General features: G+C 37.8%; 24 protein-coding genes and 2 tRNA genes. 6 read left to right on the top strand and 20 right to left on the bottom strand.

Features of this window, described 5'->3' with window-relative positions:
* Positions 1-5 precede the first annotated feature (5 nt).
* The 19 genes from rplE to DNJ77_RS04415 form a co-directional block, all read right to left on the bottom strand.
* A complete protein-coding gene (gene rplE, locus DNJ77_RS04505) occupies positions 6-545 on the bottom strand; it encodes a 50S ribosomal protein L5 (protein WP_116963808.1) in 540 nt (179 codons plus the stop codon).
* Between the two features lie 10 nt (positions 546-555).
* Positions 556-879, bottom strand: a complete 324-nt coding sequence (gene rplX / locus DNJ77_RS04500; protein WP_116963807.1) for a 50S ribosomal protein L24 — start codon at positions 877-879, stop codon at positions 556-558.
* Positions 880-896: 17 nt separating this feature from the next.
* Complete coding sequence (gene rplN / locus DNJ77_RS04495) at positions 897-1,265, bottom strand: 50S ribosomal protein L14 (RefSeq protein ID WP_116963806.1); 369 nt, start codon at positions 1,263-1,265, stop codon at positions 897-899.
* Positions 1,266-1,428: 163 nt separating this feature from the next.
* Complete coding sequence (gene rpsQ / locus DNJ77_RS04490; protein ID WP_116963805.1) at positions 1,429-1,680, bottom strand: 30S ribosomal protein S17; 252 nt, start codon at positions 1,678-1,680, stop codon at positions 1,429-1,431.
* Between the two features lie 2 nt (positions 1,681-1,682).
* Positions 1,683-1,892 carry a 50S ribosomal protein L29 gene (gene rpmC / locus DNJ77_RS04485; RefSeq protein ID WP_116963804.1) on the bottom strand — a complete coding sequence of 70 codons (210 nt, stop codon included), beginning with the start codon at positions 1,890-1,892 and terminating at the stop codon, positions 1,683-1,685.
* Positions 1,892-2,305 (bottom strand): 50S ribosomal protein L16, encoded by a 414-nt coding sequence (gene rplP, locus DNJ77_RS04480; protein ID WP_116963803.1) that lies wholly within the window; start codon positions 2,303-2,305, stop codon positions 1,892-1,894. The genes rpmC and rplP overlap by 1 nt, the downstream gene beginning before the upstream one ends.
* Complete coding sequence (gene rpsC / locus DNJ77_RS04475; RefSeq protein WP_116963802.1) at positions 2,305-3,000, bottom strand: 30S ribosomal protein S3; 696 nt, start codon at positions 2,998-3,000, stop codon at positions 2,305-2,307. The genes rplP and rpsC overlap by 1 nt, the downstream gene beginning before the upstream one ends.
* A 10-nt stretch (positions 3,001-3,010) precedes the next feature.
* Positions 3,011-3,346 carry a 50S ribosomal protein L22 gene (rplV, locus tag DNJ77_RS04470; RefSeq protein ID WP_116963801.1) on the bottom strand — a complete coding sequence of 112 codons (336 nt, stop codon included), beginning with the start codon at positions 3,344-3,346 and terminating at the stop codon, positions 3,011-3,013.
* 12 nt (positions 3,347-3,358) lie between these two features.
* The gene (gene rpsS / locus DNJ77_RS04465; protein ID WP_116963800.1) at positions 3,359-3,637 is read right to left on the bottom strand and encodes a 30S ribosomal protein S19; all 279 of its coding nucleotides are present in this window, start codon (positions 3,635-3,637) and stop codon (positions 3,359-3,361) included.
* Positions 3,638-3,653: 16 nt separating this feature from the next.
* On the bottom strand, positions 3,654-4,475 hold the full coding sequence (gene rplB, locus DNJ77_RS04460; protein ID WP_116963799.1) for a 50S ribosomal protein L2: 822 nt from the start codon (positions 4,473-4,475) through the stop codon (positions 3,654-3,656).
* A 21-nt stretch (positions 4,476-4,496) separates the two neighbouring features.
* A complete protein-coding gene (rplW, locus tag DNJ77_RS04455) occupies positions 4,497-4,793 on the bottom strand; it encodes a 50S ribosomal protein L23 (RefSeq protein WP_116963798.1) in 297 nt (98 codons plus the stop codon).
* Entirely contained in the window at positions 4,790-5,413 is a 624-nt protein-coding gene (rplD, locus tag DNJ77_RS04450) for a 50S ribosomal protein L4 (RefSeq protein WP_116963797.1), read from the bottom strand. Before rplD ends, rplW begins: the two co-directional genes overlap by 4 nt.
* A gap of 14 nt (positions 5,414-5,427) precedes the next feature.
* Positions 5,428-6,072, bottom strand: coding sequence for a 50S ribosomal protein L3 (rplC, locus tag DNJ77_RS04445; protein WP_116963796.1), 645 nt, complete (start codon positions 6,070-6,072; stop codon positions 5,428-5,430).
* Between the two features lie 691 nt (positions 6,073-6,763).
* Complete coding sequence (gene purE / locus DNJ77_RS04440; protein WP_116963795.1) at positions 6,764-7,252, bottom strand: 5-(carboxyamino)imidazole ribonucleotide mutase; 489 nt, start codon at positions 7,250-7,252, stop codon at positions 6,764-6,766.
* A complete protein-coding gene (locus DNJ77_RS04435) occupies positions 7,252-9,150 on the bottom strand; it encodes a molybdopterin-binding protein (RefSeq protein WP_116963794.1) in 1,899 nt (632 codons plus the stop codon). Before DNJ77_RS04435 ends, purE begins: the two co-directional genes overlap by 1 nt.
* The gene (locus tag DNJ77_RS04430) at positions 9,137-10,723 is read right to left on the bottom strand and encodes a DNA recombination protein RmuC (RefSeq protein ID WP_116963793.1); all 1,587 of its coding nucleotides are present in this window, start codon (positions 10,721-10,723) and stop codon (positions 9,137-9,139) included. Before DNJ77_RS04430 ends, DNJ77_RS04435 begins: the two co-directional genes overlap by 14 nt.
* A gap of 64 nt (positions 10,724-10,787) precedes the next feature.
* On the bottom strand, positions 10,788-11,675 hold the full coding sequence (glyQ, locus tag DNJ77_RS04425) for a glycine--tRNA ligase subunit alpha (protein WP_116963792.1): 888 nt from the start codon (positions 11,673-11,675) through the stop codon (positions 10,788-10,790).
* Positions 11,676-11,862: 187 nt separating this feature from the next.
* Positions 11,863-12,249 carry a hypothetical protein gene (locus tag DNJ77_RS04420; protein WP_116963791.1) on the bottom strand — a complete coding sequence of 129 codons (387 nt, stop codon included), beginning with the start codon at positions 12,247-12,249 and terminating at the stop codon, positions 11,863-11,865.
* Between the two features lie 111 nt (positions 12,250-12,360).
* A complete protein-coding gene (locus DNJ77_RS04415; RefSeq protein WP_116963790.1) occupies positions 12,361-13,521 on the bottom strand; it encodes an iron-containing alcohol dehydrogenase in 1,161 nt (386 codons plus the stop codon).
* A 342-nt stretch (positions 13,522-13,863) separates the two neighbouring features.
* Between DNJ77_RS04415 and DNJ77_RS04410 the strand changes: the two genes are divergently transcribed.
* The 5 genes from DNJ77_RS04410 to DNJ77_RS04390 all read left to right on the top strand — a co-directional run bounded on the left by DNJ77_RS04410 (position 13,864) and on the right by DNJ77_RS04390 (position 17,302).
* Positions 13,864-13,939 (top strand) — tRNA-Thr (locus DNJ77_RS04410).
* 9 nt (positions 13,940-13,948) lie between these two features.
* Positions 13,949-14,025: transfer RNA gene (locus tag DNJ77_RS04405), tRNA-Asp, on the top strand.
* A gap of 338 nt (positions 14,026-14,363) precedes the next feature.
* Positions 14,364-15,560, top strand: coding sequence for an FAD-dependent oxidoreductase (locus tag DNJ77_RS04400; protein WP_116963789.1), 1,197 nt, complete (start codon positions 14,364-14,366; stop codon positions 15,558-15,560).
* A gap of 107 nt (positions 15,561-15,667) precedes the next feature.
* On the top strand, positions 15,668-16,372 hold the full coding sequence (locus DNJ77_RS04395; RefSeq protein ID WP_116963788.1) for an HAD family hydrolase: 705 nt from the start codon (positions 15,668-15,670) through the stop codon (positions 16,370-16,372).
* A 3-nt stretch (positions 16,373-16,375) separates the two neighbouring features.
* Positions 16,376-17,302, top strand: coding sequence for an AEC family transporter (locus DNJ77_RS04390; RefSeq protein WP_116963787.1), 927 nt, complete (start codon positions 16,376-16,378; stop codon positions 17,300-17,302).
* 243 nt (positions 17,303-17,545) lie between these two features.
* Here DNJ77_RS04390 and DNJ77_RS04385 read toward each other — a convergent pair whose 3' ends face one another.
* Positions 17,546-18,910 carry an LbtU family siderophore porin gene (locus DNJ77_RS04385; protein WP_116963786.1) on the bottom strand — a complete coding sequence of 455 codons (1,365 nt, stop codon included), beginning with the start codon at positions 18,908-18,910 and terminating at the stop codon, positions 17,546-17,548.
* Between the two features lie 188 nt (positions 18,911-19,098).
* On the opposite strand from DNJ77_RS04385, the gene DNJ77_RS04380 reads away from it, so the two are divergent.
* The gene (locus tag DNJ77_RS04380; protein ID WP_116963785.1) at positions 19,099-20,340 is read left to right on the top strand and encodes an NAD(P)/FAD-dependent oxidoreductase; all 1,242 of its coding nucleotides are present in this window, start codon (positions 19,099-19,101) and stop codon (positions 20,338-20,340) included.
* The last annotated feature ends 111 nt before the right edge of the window (positions 20,341-20,451 follow it).

The raw sequence follows: 20,451 nt of genomic DNA, 5'->3' as shown, positions 1-20,451 counted from the left end.
ACTCCTTAAGATTTCAATGGGAAGTTAAATGCGTTTAACAATGCTTTGCCTTGCTCGTCATTTTTTGCAGTTGTTGTAATAGTGATATCTAAACCACGAATACTATCAACTTTATCATATTCGATTTCAGGAAAAGCAATTTGCTCACGCATACCCATGCTATAGTTACCACGACCATCAAACGATTTAGGATTCAAACCACGAAAGTCACGGATACGAGGGATTGCAATTGTAATCAAACGATCTAAAAATTCATACATACGGTTACCACGTAAAGTCACTTTGCAACCAATTGGCCAACCATCACGAATCTTAAAGCCTGCAATCGATTTTCTAGTTTTAGTAATCACTGCTTTTTGACCTGCGATTGCTTCTAGATCCTTAACTGCATTCTCGATCGCTTTTTTATCTTTTGCAGCTTCACCAACACCCATATTTAGCGTGATTTTGGTAATGCGTGGAATCTCCATCACATTAGCAATACCAAGCTCATTCTTAAGCTGTGCAACTACTTTTTCTTGATAGAAAGCTTTTAGCCTTGCCATATTTTACTACCTATAGATCTACTAATTCGCCATTTGACTTGAAATAGCGAACCTTTTTCTTACCATCTTCCACAAATTTAATACCAACACGGTCAGCTTTCTTTGTAGCAGGGTTATATAAAGCAACATTAGATGCGTGGATAGATGCTTCTTTCTCAACGATGCCACCCTCAACCCCTCTATTTGGATTAGGCTTCACATGACGTTTTACTAGATTCACACCTTCCACTACTACGCGATCTTCATCAGAAAGCACAGTAACTATCGTTCCTCTACGACCTTTGTCTTTACCAGCAATAATGATTACATCATCGCCTTTCTTCAGTCTATTCATTACTGTTATACTCCAACTTATAACACTTCTGGGGCAAGTGAAACAATTTTCATAAACTTTTCACTACGTAGCTCGCGTGTCACAGGACCAAATATACGTGTGCCAATCGGTTGGTTTTGGTTATTCAAAAGAACAACTGCATTACCATCAAAGCGCAAAACAGATCCATCACGGCGACGAACACCTTTAGCTGTTCTAACCACTACTGCACTGTAAACACTACCCTTTTTCACCTTACCGCGTGGGTTAGCTTCTTTAACAGAAACTTTAATCACATCACCTATACTTGCGTATCTACGATGGGAGCCACCCAACACTTTGATACATTCTACCCGACGAGCGCCACTATTATCAGCAACTTGAAGTTCAGTTTGCATCTGAATCATTTTATACCTCACTTACGTCAATTTCTAAGTAGTGGCGTCAAAAAGACGCACTATTATAACAACAAAAATCAAAAATGCAATTTAAGCAGTTTCTAACTTTGCTTTAACACACATTTCGCGCTTTTCACAACGAAAGAAATCTGCACATAAAATGCAAATTTCCTTATTTTGCACGCTCTACGATTGAAACCAAACGCCACTTTTTAGTCTTTGAGTAAGGTCTTGTTTCAGTAATTTCTACTGTATCGCCTTCTTTACACTCATTACCTTCATCATGCGCATGATACTTAGTCGTCTTAGTGACAAACTTACCATATAATGGATGCTTAACTTTACGATCAACTACAACCGTGATAGTTTTGTCCATTTTGTCGCTGGTTACTCTTCCAAGTAACGTTCTAATTTTATCACTCATTTCTAAGCACCTACTTTTTGTTTTTCAGACAAAATTGTATTAATACGAGCAATATCACGACGAATGTTTTTGAATATATGATTTTTCGTTAACTGCCCAGCGCCCTTTTGCATACGCAAATTAAACTGTTCTTTTAACAAATCAATTTTTTGCGCTTTTAGCTCTTGAGCAGACTTTGCTTTCAATTCTTTAATTTTTTCACTTGCCTTCATTACATCACCGTCTTTTCTGTGAATGTGGTTGCAATTGGAAGTTTAGCAGCAGCACGCGCAAACGCAGCTCTTGCGATTTCTTCACTCACACCTTGGATTTCATAAAGCATTTTTCCTGGCTGAATTTGGGCCACCCAGTACTCAACGTTACCTTTACCTTTACCCATACGAACTTCTAATGGTTTTTCAGTAATTGGTTTATCTGGGAATACACGGATCCAAACCTTACCACCACGGCGTACGTGGCGATTAATTGCACGACGACCGGCTTCAATTTGGCGAGCAGTTAAGCGACCACGACCAATCGCTTGTAAACCGAAATCACCAAAACTTACTTTATTACCACGCAGAGCAAGACCACGATTACGTAACTTTTGCTGTTTACGGAATTTAGTACGCTTAGGCTGTAACATTATTTAGCCCCTCTTCTTTTTGCTTTTTTAGGCGCTTTATCTTCTGCTTCAGGCTTACGCTCTTGACCAGGAAGAATTTCGCCTTTGAATATCCACACTTTAACACCTAGAATACCATAAGTTGTTAAAGCCTCAGATGTTGCATAATCAATATCAGCACGGAAAGTATGAAGTGGAATACGACCTTCTTTTGCCCACTCAGTGCGCGCAATCTCAGCACCACCCAAGCGACCAGCAATCGATACCTTAATCCCCTCAGCACCCATTTTCATCGCTGTTTGAATCGCACGCTTCATCGCACGACGAAACATTACACGCTTCTCAAGCTGTTGTGAAATGCCATCTGCAACTAACTGCGCATCTAGTTCAGGCTTACGAACTTCTTCAATATTGATTTGAACGGGAATACCCATTTTTTTAGTTAATTCATTACGCAATATTTCTACATCTTCACCTTTTTTACCAATCACGATACCAGGACGCGCAGTGAAAATAGTGACCTTAGCATTTTGCGCTGGTCTTTCGATCTTAATACGACTAACGGAAGCATTTTCCAATTTCTTATGAAGATAAGTACGCACTTCGATATCCGTGTTTAACTTATCTGCATAGTCCTTGGAACCTGCATACCATACTGAACGCCAGTCTTTGATAAAACCTAAGCGTATACCGGTAGGATGTACCTTCTGACCCATTTAGTGCCCCTTAATTTTTTTCTGCTACTTTCACGGTTACGTGAGAAGTGCGTTTTAAAATACGATTACCACGACCTTTAGCGCGAGCTTCAAAACGTTTCATAGTTGGACCTTCATCGACATGAACTGTAGAAACATACAATTCGTCAATATCCAACCCATCATTATGCTCAGCGTTAGCGATAGCAGACGTTAAGACACCTTTGATCAGACTAGCAGCTTTTTTATTGCTAAAAGAAAGAAGATTTAACGCTTTTTCAACTGGCAAACCGCGAATTTGATCAGCAACCAAACGCGCTTTTTGAGCTGAAATTCGCGCATGTTTTAATTTAGCTTGAACTTCCATTGAAAACCTCAATTATTTTTTCTTAGCTTTTTTATCTGCTGCGTGACCTCGGTAATTACGAGTCACAGCAAATTCGCCTAACTTGTGTCCAATCATGTTTTCAGTGACAAGCACTGGCACATGTTGATGCCCATTATGCACAGCAATTGTTAAACCAATCATATCCGGCACAATCATGGATCTTCTCGACCAAGTTTTAATTGGCTTTTTTGAATTAGCCTCTTGCGCATCAAACACTTTCTTTAATAAGTGATGATCAACAAAAGGTCCTTTCTTTAATGAACGAGCCACAATATTCTCCCTTTAATTATTTACGTCTTTGTACAATCAGCTTATTGGAGCGCTTGTTTGTACGTGTCTTTTTACCCTTAGTCTTCACACCCCACGGCGTCACAGGATGACGCCCAGCAGATGTACGACCCTCACCACCACCATGTGGGTGATCAACAGGGTTCATTGCAACACCACGTACGGTCGGGCGAATACCACGCCAACGATTTGCTCCAGCTTTACCGATTGATCTTAAGTTGTGCTCAGAATTAGACACTGTACCAATTACTGCACGACAACTTAACAACACTTTGCGCATCTCACCTGAACGCAAGCGCACGATCGCATAAGCATTGTCTTTACCAACGATTTGCATTGAAGCTCCCGCTGAACGTGCTAATTGAGCACCTTTACCTGGCTTCAACTCAACGTTGTGAACAACCGCACCCAAAGGAATGTTACGAATTGGCATACAGTTACCTGGTTTGATCGAGACATGCTCACCAGATATTACCTCCATACCTTCAACCAAACCCTTTGGTGCAATCATGTATCTTCTTTCTCCGTCTTTATACAACACCAAGGCAATGTATGCTGTACGGTTAGGATCATATTCGATACGCTCAACTTTAGCAGGAATATCATCTTTGACCCGTTTAAAGTCAATAACGCGGTAATTTTGCTTGTGACCACCACCTTGGTGACGAACTGTAATACGACCCTGGTTATTACGACCTGAGTTTTTAGATTTTTTCTCAACTAATCCAGCAAAAGGTTTACCTTTGTATAAGTCAGGGTTTTTAACCTGAATAACAAAGCGACGACCAGGAGAGGTTGGTTTTGCTTTAACTACTTTCATTTATTTATCCTCACCTCTAACTTATTCAGCACCAATAAAATTGATGTCATGACCTTCAGCAAGTCTAATATAAGCTTTCTTCCAGTCCTTAGTTCTACCTTCAATACGACCAAAACGGCGCGCTTTACCTTTCACGTTGACAGTTTTCACATCTTCAACTTTTACTTCAAAAAGCATTTCAACCGCTTTTTTAATTTCTATTTTAGTTGCATTAGTTGCGACTTTAAATACAACATAAGAAGAGCGCTCAGCTACCTCATATGCCTTATTAGTCACATGCGGACTTAGCAACACTTTAAGCAATCTTTCTTGATTCATACTAAACGCTCCTCAACTTGCTTAACTGCTTCTTGAGTCATAATTACTTTATCAAAACACATTAAAGCAACTGGATTGATTTCTTGTGAATCAACAACGGCTACGTTTTTAATGTTTCTTGAAGCTAGATAAAGCTCTTCGGTAAACTCTTCAGGACTTACAACGATTAATGCTTCTTTTATATCTAATTGTTTTAAAGCTTGAACAAATTCTTTTGTTTTTGGCGTCTCAACTTTAAAGCCTTCAATCACTAACAAACGCTCCGCTCTTAACAGCTCAGATAAAATAGATTGAATGGCAGCTCGATACATCTTACGGTTGACTTTTTGCTCATAATTTCTTGGTTTAGCAGCGAATATCACACCGCCCTTACGCCATAAAGGTGAACGAATTGTCCCCGCACGAGCACGCCCTGTACCTTTTTGTCTCCAAGGCTTAGAGCCACCACCTGAAACCTCGGCACGTGTTTTTTGCGCTTTTGTACCTTGACGACTACCTGCCATATAAGCAACAACAACTTGATGAATGAGCGCTTCGTTATAGTCTCTAGAGAACACGCTATCTGCAACATTCAATACCGAATGATTGTCGCCCGCTAATGTTTTAATATTTAAATCCACGTAACTTCTCCCTCTTAAGCTTTAACTTTAATAGCAGGTGTTACAATAACATCACCGCCTGTTGCGCCTGGGATGCCACCTTTTAGCAGCAATAAACCATTTTCAACATCTACTTTAACGACTTCAAGAGTTTGAATAGTGGTTTTAACATTACCTAAGTGACCAGCCATTTTCTTGTTCTTGAAAACACGGCCTGGTGTTTGGTTTTGACCTGTTGAACCAGGTACACGATGCGAAAGAGAGTTACCATGAGTTGCATCTTGCGTTCTGAAATTATGACGCTTAACACCACCTTGGAAACCTTTACCTTTTGATGTGCCTGTCACATCTACTTTTTGACCAGCCTCAAACATTGAAACGTCAATTGTTTTACCAGCTTCAAATTCGATAACTTGCTCAGCACCTAGACAAAACTCCCACAAACCACGACCTGGCTCAACATTTGCCTTAGCAAAATGACCCGCTTCTGGTTTAGTTACGCGAGAGCGCTTTTTAACACCTGTTGTCACCTGAATAGAACTATATCCATCTGTTTTAGTAGTTTTTACTTGCGTTACCGTATTTGGCTCCACATGAATAACTGTTACAGGGATAGATGTGCCATCTTCAGTGAATACACGAGTCATGCCGCATTTGCGACCTACGATACCTAAAGACATCTTTTATCCTCACTTTATTATTATTTACTTTCACGATTACAATTGACCGTGAAACGCTTTTAATCTGCACAAAACTCATGCAGCTCAACTAAAGCAATTACTTTTAACAAAAAATATGCTTTAGCAAGTTCTTTGCAATTTAGGCAAATGCAAAGACACAACTCACAAAAAAGTGAACTGTTTTATATGACATTTATTACAAACGCCATATAAAACAGCTCAAAATTTACCTTAAAACATGCGCCAATAAAAGACTAACCTCCTAATTAATAAGGAGCCACCCACATTACAACAACACCTTTAAGGCTTTGACACAGTTAAATGGTAGCGCATTCTAACGCAAACTGATTCAAACATCAACAGTTGTACACAAATTTGCTCTGTACACGAAGATTTCTTCATTTGACTAGCACCTTAGAATGGATCTTGTAGAGTTTTCAAACGTAACTTAAAGTCCTTAACTGTAATACCCGATTGAAATGCTTTTTCATATATTGCAAATCTACAAATCAAGAAAAAATAATGCTTGTCGGTATTTTGTAATTTTTTCTTCGTGTACAGAAATAAATTTGAATTGGAGTGAAGCTATGCCTCATTTTTTAATCAAACTTGAAGGCAGAATTTAGAATTATGAAAAATTTACACAGTTAGATGAACAGACTCTCAAGCACACCTGTCAACACTGCTAAATTTACTCCAAATTAGTGTTACTCAACACCATTTGTGTCTGTTGTTTACGATAGGTCTTTATCGCCTTATTGTATTTTTCATGCTGATTAGCCAATATACTACAAGCAAAGAGTGCGGCATTAATTGCGCCTGCTTTTCCAATTGCAAAAGTTGCCACAGGCACCCCTGCTGGCATTTGCACAATTGACAACAATGAATCTTGACCTGATAAAGCTTTGGATTGCACAGGCACACCCAACACCGGAATATGTGTTTTAGCGGCAAGCATCCCAGGTAGATGTGCAGCTCCTCCAGCACCGGCAATAATGACTTTTAAGCCTTTTACTTCGGCCGATTCAGCATATTCAAATAAAAGATCAGGCGTTCTATGAGCAGACACTACTTGCGCTTCATAAGGAATACCTAAAACTCTCAGCGTTTCTGTTGCATTTCTCATTGTTTCCCAATCAGACTTGGAACCCATTACAACACCAACAAGAGCATTCTCCATCACTTCATCTCCTTTTGAATTAAACGCACGACCTGAGCACAAATCCATTCATAAACAAAATTAAGACTATGTTTGCCTTTATTACTAAAACGCACATGTAACTCTTGCTCAAATTCACGCTTATCGACATGATCCTCAACTTTAACAAGTAGTGACAGATCATCCACTGGAGCATCCGTTTTCTGCCAAAATATTGTCATACCATTCGTTTGTAATTGAATAGATAACCTAGGTTGCGATTCACAGACAGGCATCATTTCTGCTAAATGACTATAGACGTATCCCTTGGTGACGTCTTTTTGCATAGTCAATACAACCTCTCCTGAACGTAAATAGCTCTTTAATAACTTGCTGGCAGACTGTTTGTTTCTACTTACCACAAATGGTTCAATAAGGGCATCTATTTCGTTTACCAATTGTATTGTACCTTCACTTGTACTTGCTAAATGTAGCTTAACTTCAAGGTAAGGATAAGCTGCTCTATATCCAAGCTCAACTTGATACTTATCTGCCAAGGGCTTTAATTGACATGCAATATGCGCTTCAGAAACTCCTATCAACTGCCAATTAAAATGTGCTGGCTTTTGTTTGTTTTGTAATTGACTCAAAATGGGTAATACTAGTTTTTCAAACATTGGCAAACATTCATGAGGTGGTCCTGGCAGCATAAATAGGTGCTTATCCCCCTGATGAATATAACAACCATCTGCTGTACCGACTTCATTGATCAAAACTTGCGCACCTTGCGGGAAATAAGCTTGTTTTTTATTATTTTCAGGAACACTACCAAAACGCTTTGCCACACGTTCATATATTCGCTGCCACGATGCTTCATTAAACACCAACTGCTGCTCAAAAACTTCTGCAATTGCTTCTACTGTCTTATCATCCTCTGTTGGTCCTAAGCCACCTACTGTGATCACAATAGCATGCTCGTTAAGCAAGAATTTCAAACTAGTTTTTAGCTTATCTTTATTATCAAAACAAGCCAAATGTATGCCTACTTCAAATCCTTCTGAATATAACCTTTGGGCAAGCTCAGGAGTGTTAGTATTAAGTACATCGCCAGTTGTAATTTCATCTCCTGTTGCTAAAAAACCTATATTTTTTGTAATATTGTATGTTTTTTCTACTAGGTTTAAGTCATCAATAAAAATACCATCTATACCTTCTTTTAGCATTTGTAAAACAACCTCATCTGTAAGTTTGCTATTTGAGTAAGTCAATAACTTGCCAAAGCTTGCTTTAAGCTCCACTATCCGCTCTAGAGTTAAAACAGCATTATTAATGCCAAGCGCAACACAATTCCAAAGACCATATAATTGTTTGATGCGGTCAAACACATCACGATGAGCAACCTGCCAATCTTCTATTTCTAATAAAAACTCACGTGCTATTCCTAATTTACTACCTGCTAACAGTCCCAATACGTATTCTGAAAAACTCGACAATAAAATCCTATCATGTAGTTGCGGATATTCTGCTAATAGTTTTAACAATGCTTGAACCAAACGCACTTCATAAACTTCATCAAAACTCTGCCTTACTTTCACTTCAATATTAGTATGCAAATCAGTGATTTCAGCCATCCAATCAAGATATGTCTTAAGCATTGGAATACGATTTAATCCTTGAACATGTATGTCATAAAATGTATCGCTTAACACCGATAAACTTTCAATCTTATGCCACTGCCAAGTAGTAATATCTGCATCTATGCCTGTTAATTTTTTGGCATTGTTGTCATGAAAAATAAATAAAACGTCATCTGCACTTAGCTGTACATCTAACTCAATCCATTTACATCCCGCATCATAAGCTTTTTTAAATGCAAGCATCGTATTTTCAGGTGCAATCTGATTAGCACCTCGATGTGCAATAAAGCTATTTATCTTCATTATTAGGTTCTACTTCTGCTTGATCCAATATATCTTGAGGCAACGTTTTTCTCATTTGAACACCCATGTTTTCTAGTTGTAGTGCCTGAGAAATCAAATTTCCTCGTCCTTTGCTGAGTTTATTGAGTGCACCCTCATAACATTCCTTTGACTTATCAATTTGCTTACCTAAAGACTCAATATCCTCAACAAATCCTCTAAATTTATCAAGCATCTTAGTAGCACGTTCTGTAATTTCACTTGCATTTTTATTTAATCTTTCATAGTTCCAAGTATTCCTAATCGTACCTAATGTAGCAAGCAAAGTTGTGGGTGTCACAATGATAATCCGTTTTTTAAATGCTTCGTGGAAAAGCGCATCATCATGCTGAAATGCAACAACAAAAGCTGCTTCAATTGGCATAAACATCAAAATAAAATCAAGAGAGTTAAGCCTTGACAAGGCTTCATAACCTTTATCTGATAATAGATTAATATGCTGTCGAATCGCCCCAATATGTTTTTTCAAACACTCTAAACGCATTGCTTCTGACTCTGAACGCGTGTACGCTTCATAACTAACAAGTGATACTTTAGCATCAATAATTACATCTTTGCCATCTGGTAAATGAACAATGACGTCAGGTCGCAAATGCACATCTTTATCCTCTTCATCTTGTGCTTTATAGCTATTTTGGACTTCATATTCGTAACTTTTACGTAAACCTGATGATTCAAGCACACGTTCCAATATCACCTCACCCCAATCACCTTGCAGTTTTTTATCTCCTTTTAAAGCTTTGGTGAGGTTCTTCGCTTCTTTATTCATTTCTTGATTAAGTTCAAATAATTTATTGACTTCTTTTTGCAGTGAAGCACGCTCTTTTGCTTCATGCACATATACATCATCAACTTTCTTTTTAAATTCAGTTATATCGTTTTTGAAAGGTTGTAGTATCTCCGCAAGATTAAGCTTATTCTGATTGACAAACTTCTCTCCTTTTTCTTCAAAAATGCGATTAGCTAAATTTTCAAACTGCTCGGTTAAGCTTGTCTTGGCATTTTCCAATAGTGTTATTTTCTCTTGTGCACTTTGGCTTTGTGCTTCTATATGTTTACCAAGCTTAGATACTTCTGCTTGCAAATTTGACTTTTCTGTCCCGAGTGCTTCTAGTTTATTATTTGCACGCTCAATCGTTTCTTGATATTGTTTTTTAAGCTCAACTAATTCTTGCTTTAAACGTAAAACTTCTGAATTTAAAGCATCTGCCTTAGCATCATCAGTGGCTGATTTATTTTGTAGTTTTATGACTTCATCATTTCTAATTTCAAATTTTTGCTTAAATAAGCTTAACTCTTGAATGAGTTTTTGTTGGTGTTCTTGATAATGCTTATGCTCGGTATTTAGTATTAAGTTTTGTTCTTTTTTTTGCTGAAGCTCTGCTGCTGTTTCCAGATTCGTTCTGGTTAAATCATCAATTGAAACCTCAAGTATTTTAAGTTTGTTCTTAAGCTCTTTTGAACTTAGTCTTATGACAATGATCCCGACTGTCAAACCGATTATAAATGCAAGAATTAAGAAGATAATGAACATAATTGTCCCTTTTAGCGAATTTGCTCGCTATGATGCCATAAAAGACGATATATGGGGATAAGATTTAAATATTTTGTAAAACAGGAAACCCTAGTTTTTCACGTGATCTATAATACACTTCGGCTACAGCTCTTGATAAAGCACGCACACGCAAGATATAGCGCTGTCGCTCAGTAGCTGAAATGGCATGGCGAGCATCAAGCATATTAAATGCATGTGAGGCCTTTAACATCATCTCATAGGCAGGTAATGCTAAACCTTTTTCCAAAAGACGCGCACTTTCCTTCTCCAAAAACTCAAACTCATTAAACAAATGTTCTACATCTGCTTCTTCGAAGTTATATTGTGACATTTCTCGCTCATTTTGCTGGAATACATCACGATAATAAACCGGTCCCATTGCAGTGTTTGCCCATAATAAATCATACATGCTATCAACGTTTTGCAAATACATTGCCAAACGCTCAAGACCATAAGTGATCTCGCCAGTTATGGGTTTACACTCCAACCCCCCAACTTGCTGAAAATAGGTAAATTGCGTCACTTCCATACCATTTGCCCATACTTCCCAACCTAAACCCCAAGCACCGAGAGTTGGAGACTCCCAATTGTCTTCTACAAAACGAATATCATGTTCTAGAGGATCAATTCCCAATAGACACAACGACCCCAAATACAACTCCTGAAAATCCTTTGGTGAAGGCTTCATTACCACTTGAAATTGATAATAATGCTGCCCACGATTTGGATTGTCACCATAACGACCATCCGTTGGTCTGCGTGATGGCTGAACATAAGCTGCATTCCAGCTCTCAGGACCAATTGCACGCAAAAAAGTCGACGGGTGAAAGGTGCCTGCACCGACCTCCATATCTAAAGGCTGAACAATCATACAACCTTTTTCAGCCCAATATTGTTGAAGTTTAAATATAATTTCTTGAAACGTAAGCACAGCTTATAAATCCATATAAACGAATGTAGCAAAAGTATATCAGTTATGAATGATTTGACAATGTCGGCTACAATGAGTTTTGTACACGATGACAAACAAACCACCTTGTTAGCTTGTGGCTATGAGTGTCCCGTTCTCGTGAACACAATAAGCTTATCTAGCAAAAGCACGAAATATGTAAAAGCAGTTAAGATGATGCTTTCACATGTTTAAACCAACGCATTGCTTTTGGTTGGTATAAGATATAAAACGCAGCAATGATCAAGATGATTTCTATAAACGCCAACCAAAAATTAAGCGGATGACCATAACGTTCAGGCAAGTAGAAGATAAGAGCTAAATACCACATCACAGCGAGAATAATATAAACGACTTTAGCAGCTTTCACTCCTAAACTAATCACAAAAGCGGCTCCAATCATTACAAGATAAGCAATGACATCAATCCAGATCAAATTCTCAGGCTGAATAATTAAAGTTGATGAAGTCAACAAATCTAAAAGCCCAAGAATACTTGCTGCATAGAGCATCCAAATGGCTGCATACACTCGTTTTGGTCTTGTCACTGTGGTCATATAAACTCCTTTTTGCTTCTTCTGTTATTCGCAGAAGGCTTCATTAAACTTTTCCAACTAAAAGTTTAAAGCAAAAATAAGGGGGCTGACTAGTATGTTATCAAAAAAATATTACTCAAAGCTCATTTCAAGGATTTTACGACTATCTTCGAGCGTAATATCTTGATGTTCACCAAGTTGAAATCTGCCATTTTGCCTTAAATTTTCTATAATGGCATCGAATTTACCTTTACTTAAGCTGTATGCACTGATCGTAGTAGGATTGCCCATCTTCTCAAAAAAAGCTCGCGTTTTCTCTATTCCCAAATTGATTTTTTGTTCACTCGATAATGCTTTATCAACACCCCAAACACGTTCAGCATATTGGACAAGTTTATCAGCTTTCTTCTCGCGCTTATACTTCATTACATTCGGCAAAATAATGGCTAAAGTTTGTGCGTGATCCAAACCATAAATCGCTGTTAATTCATGACCAATCATATGCGTTGCCCAATCTGTCTTAACGCCCTTTTCAATAAGTGTGTTTAAGGCCAGAGCTGCTGCCCACATAATGTTAGCACGCACATCGTAATTATGAGGGTTAATAAGCACTTTTTGCCCTTCTTCAATTAATGTTTGCAAGATTCCTTCAGCAAATCTATCTTGCAAAGGTGCATTCTGTGGGTAGGTTAAATATTGTTCCATTACATGAACAAAAGCATCGACTATTCCATTTGCTACTTGTCTTGATGGCAAGGTATATGTTGTTTCTGGATCAAGGATTGAGAATACGGGATAAACTTTATCATGTGAGAAAAAAAGTTTTTTATTGAACGCACGACGAGAAATGACTGAATTATTATTCATCTCAGAACCAGTTGCAGGTAAGGTTAATACTGAACCAAAAGGCAAGACTTCAGTGATATCTGCATTTTTAGCTAAAATATCCCAAGGATCTCCTTTAAATTTTGCAGCTGCAACGATAAATTTGACTGCGTCAATTACCGAACCACCGCCAACAGCCAAAACAAAATCAACGTTATTGACATGAATATATTCCACTACCTTCATACAAGTTTCGTATTCAGGATTTGGTTCGATCCCTGAAAACTCCAAAACTTGATGTGCTTTTAACGCATTCATGACTTGATCATAAACGCGATTAACTTTAATGCTGCCACCACCATAGACAAGCAATACCTTAAGTTTTCGATCAATTGCTATTGCCAGTTGTTTAATTTCACCCTTTCCAAAAAAAATGCATGTTGGATTGTAATAAATAAAGTTATCCATGTTATTTCCTCCTTTTTGTCAAATTTTCGTAAGCAAGTATATACCTATGCACTGCTATTTCAAAGCCTCGGTAAACTATTATTTTTTGTTAAAAAGTATGATCTCAATCATTCCAAAATGCTAGATTGAAAAATGCGAAATCCAGATTGTGTTTAAACTTTCTATAAGGGATATTCCTGTTCATATACAACCCGTTAAAAAATAAAAAAACTTATACCCAATCTCGAATTTAACATCAATAATTCCGATCTTCAAAGAGATCTTAAACTTCAAATTTTTTATGTTTTTTTTGAAACTCACCTGTTGACTTATATTCTGAAACCTATAGAATGCCATCTTGTTGCCGACATGGCTCAACTGGTAGAGCAGCCGACTTGTAATCGGCAGGTTCCGGGTTCAAGTCCTGGTGTCGGCACCATAAAATCGCGGAGTGGTAGTTCAGTTGGTTAGAATACCTGCCTGTCACGCAGGGGGTCGCGGGTTCGAGTCCCGTCCATTCCGCCATATTTAAAGAAAAAATATTCCCATATACAGCATTACAACGATCAATCAACTCTTTTTTAAGCTCTCTTCGTAGAACTAAATCACTCCAGTCCCTTCCGTCAATTAAAATATCGACCTCATCGTCAGATTTTGAACAGCCCTCTTAACCTGATTTGGAATATAGATCCTACGCTTTCGATAACTTATTTTGAAAAGTTCTTGCAAGCTAATAAGCAAAGGTTGTAAATTATCAAATACTGAGCTACGCCTGATTTTTTAGCAACCCTATTGCAAGGATACTCTACGGTTTGTAGCTCATGGATAGCAAATTTCTACACAATTAGGGGAAGGGTGATTTTATGAAAGTTGACGTCGTTGTGGTAGGTGCAGGAATACAAGGATTAATTCTTACAAAAAAACTCAGATCAGAAGGAGCTTCTGTGCTATGTGTTACAAATGAACATATCGGTGGAATGCAGACACTTAGATCACAATTTTATTTGCATCGAGGTCATTTCTACCGAGAGGTAGATTTTGCTCGTACTCTAAATAACACCTATCAACATTGGGAGTCGCTACTTCAGGAGTTGCAGTTAAAAACAACAGTGAATCAATCTTATATTGGATTTAATTCTGTTGATGATGAGGCTATGTGGTTGGATTCTTGGCGCGGGGCATCTATCCCTTTTGAAAGGACTAAAAGAGTTCCTGATGTCTTAGCAAGAAGTGCTTGCAACACTTTTTATCAATTTCCCCATATGTTATTTAGTGGTCAATCATTGATAGATAGACTCAGTCTTGAACTTACTCATTCATTTATTGTTGGTAACATCACTAAAATTACTGAAAGCTCTAGTGGGCTGCATGAGGTAATTTTGGTAAATAATAAGCAACAAAAGAAAATAGAAGCCAAGTATGTTATTTTATGCGCTGGTTCTGGTAACGATGCCTTGGTAGATTTGATCGACATCCCTGGGAAAATACCTCAAAATATGCAAAAAAGACGCTGTCAGGTACTTGTTCTAGAGGGAAATTTGCCAAATCTGAGTGTACTATTTCCAGGGTTGAAAATGTTTATTGTGCCACAATACAAAGGCAATAAGATTTACTGGTTGTATACGTTTGGAACTGATCCTGTTATTGAAACAGAGCAAGACGATACAAATGATAAATCCCATCTCAATCAACAGATTCAATCACTCTTTAGGCTTTTCCCTTTATTGAAAGGACTGTCTGGGTTAACCGCTTTTGTATATAATGCCACAAAAATAGAAAGTAGTGACTTGGGGCAAGGTGGTCGACCTAATCAAGCATACATATACCAAGTAACCCCAGGAATTCTTGGTGTGTGGCCTACAAAACTAAGTCTTGCTTTCGAAGCGGCAAAAGAGATTGTCCGTTGCGTAAAAATGACAAATCAAGCGCCTGTGCTTGGCAAACAGGAGTTCCTTCTGTCGCACTACAACAATAGGAAAATTGCATTAAATCATATTACTCAAGATAGCCCTCGCAAAGAATCTTTATTTTTAAGAGATTCTGTGGCATTTACAAAGTAGAAAGAAATAACAAAAATTACATATAGAACACAAAAAGTACTTTATCAGGTACTATTCTGTGACCGGCATTAAAGCAGATATTTTAAAATTAACATTAAGGAGACGCTATGTTGCATAATATTTATGTGGGATTTGATCGTGATGGAACGCTTGAAATGCCTGGATACCCAATTCCAGAAAAATTAATGCAACAATTTGTGGCATTAGAAGAAATCGGCGTAAAATTATTTCTTGCCTCTGGAAAGGATTATCCCTTGCTAAAGGAAATTGCTGCTAATATTCAACTTAATACATGGATGATTTGTGCGGAAAATGGCGGGCATATTGTTATACCCTCTGACAAAATTGATTACGTACAGCCTGCTAACGCAGATTTATCAGCTTTTCAAGCAAAAATTGGTCAATTAAATTTACCTCCCTACAGAGAAGAGCCAAAGCGATCTATTTGGTCTAAAAAATTTGGTTCTCAAGTCTTGATAGCTGAGAAAAAAATCAAAGACTTTATTAGTGACGAAGGATGGAACCTTTGTGTCTATTCCTACCCAGATGGCGATGGCGGTTTAGACGTCGTTCCGCCAAGAATAGATAAAGTGAATTTGCTCCAATATTTGCCGCAAGATGCTGAAATCTACTATGTGGGGGATGGTGAAAATGACATAGGACTCCTCGCTGACAGTCGAATTATACCTTGTACCGTTTCAAATGCGAAAACTGACGTACAAAAAGTAGTGTACGATAGAAAGGGGCACGTCTCTTCAAAACCCGCAGGGTATGGGGTGTCTGAGATTCTTTATAAATTATTCTCGGTATAGAAAATGCTAATTTTAAACTTACTTATTCCTGTATTGGCTGGTATTTTGGGATTTTTATGTTGCAGGCGTGCGTGGGTTTCTGAACGACTTTTGAAATGGATTAGTCAAAGTATTTCTTTCCTACTATTGCCATGTATGATTATATCAGCAATGGCGAACATTAAAATCTCACCGTCTTTAATATTACTACCTCTTGCTACTGTTTGCGTTGTATTGGGGCTGTTTGTGGTATCAATAGCCTATATTAGGATTAGAAAAATTAAACCTATAGAAGCTGGTTCTTTTGTAGCGGCTTTCTCGTCTTTAGAAGGAGGGAGTATTGGTTTAGCATTGGTGTTATTGTTGTATGGATCTCCAGCGCTACCGACTTTCTTTGTTTTTGATATCACACATGCAATTATTCTTTTTACCTTCAATTATTTTATTACTTGTTATTATGGCACGAAGCAGCACATGTCCTTTAAATTTATTCGAAGCTTCTTTTTAGGTCCAATACCTCTTTCAGTAGTTTGTGGTCTGCTTATACATTTTATCTTTGGAGGTATGAATTATTACCTGAGCGAAGGGCTAAATAGCGTTGGTTATCTAATTTTACCTGCGGTTATGTTTGTCCTAGGATATCGTTTCATATATTTCCCTAAACATGTGCTTCCGTCTATAGTGACACTATTTGTAAAAATGCTAGTGGGGTATGGAATTGCTTTTGCTTTTGTTTCACTTTTTGATGTTTCCGGTTATGCAAAAATGGTAATTTTGATTAGTGCATGCTTACCACCAAGTTTTTTGGTAATTATTTTTGCAGAAGAGCAAGGCTTAGATAAAGATTTTTTGGTCACGTTTCTGCCAATTGCTGGCTTTGTGAGTTTTTTCGCACTCTATTTCATTTTTTCTTTATTTGGTTCCTACATTCCGGACTCTGTAAGCATATAAAAATTTGATATTACTTCAATATCTGGGGCAGAGTTTCTCGACATAAACTTATATATTCCAGTGGAAATTGATATGTTGCCACGTTACAGGTGAGATTCAATTCATCATTTGCTTTGCTCTTTCCTCTTTATATTTTTCCCCATTTTAAGATATGCATTTAGTAGCAAAATAGCATTACAAGCAATAACACAATTGGCAATCGATCTTGATAGAGTGATCCTTTAAAGGATCACAACTATTAGATTAGAAATACACAGAAATATCTAGCGTATAGGCATTAGCATGCTGATTGTTGTACATATGCATGTAAGCGTACTCCAAACCAAGCAATACATTTTCAGTAAAGAATGGACGTTGCGCAGATGCTACAACCATTTTATTTACACCCCCTGCTACAACATTAGCGGGCTTATACTCGTTAACCGCACTACCGCTTAGCGTGACTGGAATATCGTTTGTGTTATAAGAACCGTTATAAGAGATATTAAAGTTAGTTGAGCGACCATAGATCTCTGGAGAAAACCCCGCCTGCACATACCACGCACCAGCATAACCGTTGTTTGTTATACTAGATTTATTCGTCGTTTGAGCCCAACCAGCGCCCACACCATAGACATCGTAATTTAGACTTGCATCAAAGTTTACTGCACCAATGCGTGTTTTAGTTGTTCCAAGGTTTGTAGCAGCGTTAAATGAATTATTTGTACCATTTACATTATAAAGATAACCACCATTGATGCCATAACCCCATTCACCTGCCGTATTACCATAAAAGGCGGCATAGGAAAAATTACTGGTGTGATCATCGGTTTGGAAGAATGTTACATTAGTGCTTAAACCATATTGATAGTATGCCAATGACGCATTAATCACACGACCTGGTCTAAACAACATTTGTGTTAATGAACCTGTCCACGGACCTCCACCTGAGAAAGAACCTAATGGAATGCGGTTCTTACCAACAGTAGCATAGAGTGGATAGTCATCTAAATTACCAAATACCACTAAACCGTCATTGACACGAAAATTATTATTTTGATCAGTTGCTAACGTCATTTCTGTTGTTACATAACGACCAAGGTTTGCAGCAGTATAAAGGTTTGCAGTTGTAATATAGATACCTTTTCCTGATTGATAATTATTAGTATTATCCCCTGTTGGACCATTATTTGTCGAGATAGCAGGTATTGTACTACCATTCCAAGTTTGAGCATCAATTTCCAAATATCCACCAAAGATCAAGCCATAGTCACTGTACTTGTTACGCTGTTTCAGAAGTCCTAGTGCAAATTGAGAAGAGCTTAACATTCCCATAGGAACAACACCTTGTTGCACATCTGAGAATAAGAAGTTCTGAATCTGCCCCTGATTTGTAGGGACAGTTACATGCTCACTATCCTCGCCAAAACTTGTCACAGATGAGCTCGTTTTCTTACTGCTTGACAAAGCTTCTTGGTTAGCTTGTAATGCGGCAATTTCTTTTTTGAGTTCAGCAATTTGTGCTTGTACCGATTGATTATCGGTTGATTGACTGCTACTAACATCTTGAGCATAAACAACCGTCGATACAGAAGCAGCAAGCACAGCTAAAGTTAGTTTTTTCAACATAGTTCTCTCATCCCTTACTGTTTTATTAAATGGGTATTATTTTCGATACAAGCAAGAGCCTGCAAGAACAAGATAACTGATGACAAAAAAAAAGAAAAGTACAAAAGTATTCTTTTTACGAAATAATTATAGATCAATACTTTCTTATCCGTTACATTAACTGCACTTATCCAAAATGCTCTTAACATATGCACTCAACTTTCTATGATGTGTTTATTATTGGCGCAGGTCCCTCAGGTACGGTTGCTGCATCTATTTTAGCGCAAAAAGGCTATCGTGTAGCCATTATCGAATCCTCACAATTTCCACGCTTTTCAATTGGTGAAAGCCTATTACCACAAGCAATGGAATTCCTACAAAATGCTAATCTCCTAGACGTGGTTGAAAATGCTGGGTTCCAGTTTAAAAATGGCGCTGCATTTTGTCATAAAGATACATATACTGATTTTGATTTTGGCCAAAAATCATGCCCTGGATTTAATACTACATTTCAAGTTGAGCGGGCTACTTTTGATAAACTATTGGCTGACAAAGCTCAAAATTATGGCGTAGAAATTCACTACCAACAACGTGTAACTGAAGTCGCTTTTGGTGACAATATTCATCAACTTAAAGCTGTTGATACCAATTATAACAGTCATACCTATCAAACAAAGTTTATCCTTGATGCTAGCGGCTTTTCGCGCACTCTTCCTAACCTGTTAAATCTTAATCGACCAAGTGAATTTCCACCGCGCAAATCTATTTTTACACATATCCACACTTCTGTTGATCAATCACTGTTCGATCAAAATAAAATTTTAATCACCACCCACCCACAACAGCAAGACATCTGGTTTTGGTTAATTCCTTTATCCAATAAAAAATATTCCATCGGCGTGGTTGGGGAACCTGGTTTACTTGGAAATGAAAGTTTATCAAATGAACAACAATTACTTGCTTTACTTCAGCTAGCACCCAACCTTAAGCGTATATTAAGTAACGTTCAGTTTACAACACCCGTGCGCAACATTACTGGTTATGCTCAAGATGTAACATCACTGTATGGGCATGGTTATGCCTTACTTGGCAACGCAGGAGAGTTTTTGGATCCCATTTTTTCATCAGGTGTTACGATTGCTTTAAAATCAGCTGTTCTTGCTGCAAATGCATTAGATAAAGCATTAAGTAATCAAACTGTTGATTGGCAAACTGAATTTGCAAAACCATTACAGCAAGGGGTGAGCACCTTTAAATGTTATGTTCGTGCGTGGTATAATGGGGATCTGCAAAAAATCATTTATAGCAAAACTCAACCACCTGAAATAAAAGCAAAGATTTGTTCAATTTTGGCAGGCTATGCGTGGGATAAAAGCAATGACTATGCCGTTGATGCCAAACGTAAACTCAACATATTAGCTAAAGTTTGCGAGAGTCTTAACGTCAGTTAGTGCCACATTCTTTAAATGCATCATGATGAATAACCCATCATAGCCATTGATATGATTAGTGGTTATTTTTAATATTTAAGAGCAAGTTAAGGAATCTAGAAATAGAGCTTA

This window comes from Fastidiosibacter lacustris (assembly GCF_003428155.1).
In the GTDB taxonomy this organism is placed as follows: Bacteria; Pseudomonadota; Gammaproteobacteria; order Francisellales; family Francisellaceae; genus Caedibacter; species Caedibacter lacustris.
The sequence above is the reverse complement of the archived record's forward strand: the minus strand, read 5'-3'. Positions and strand labels throughout refer to the sequence as shown.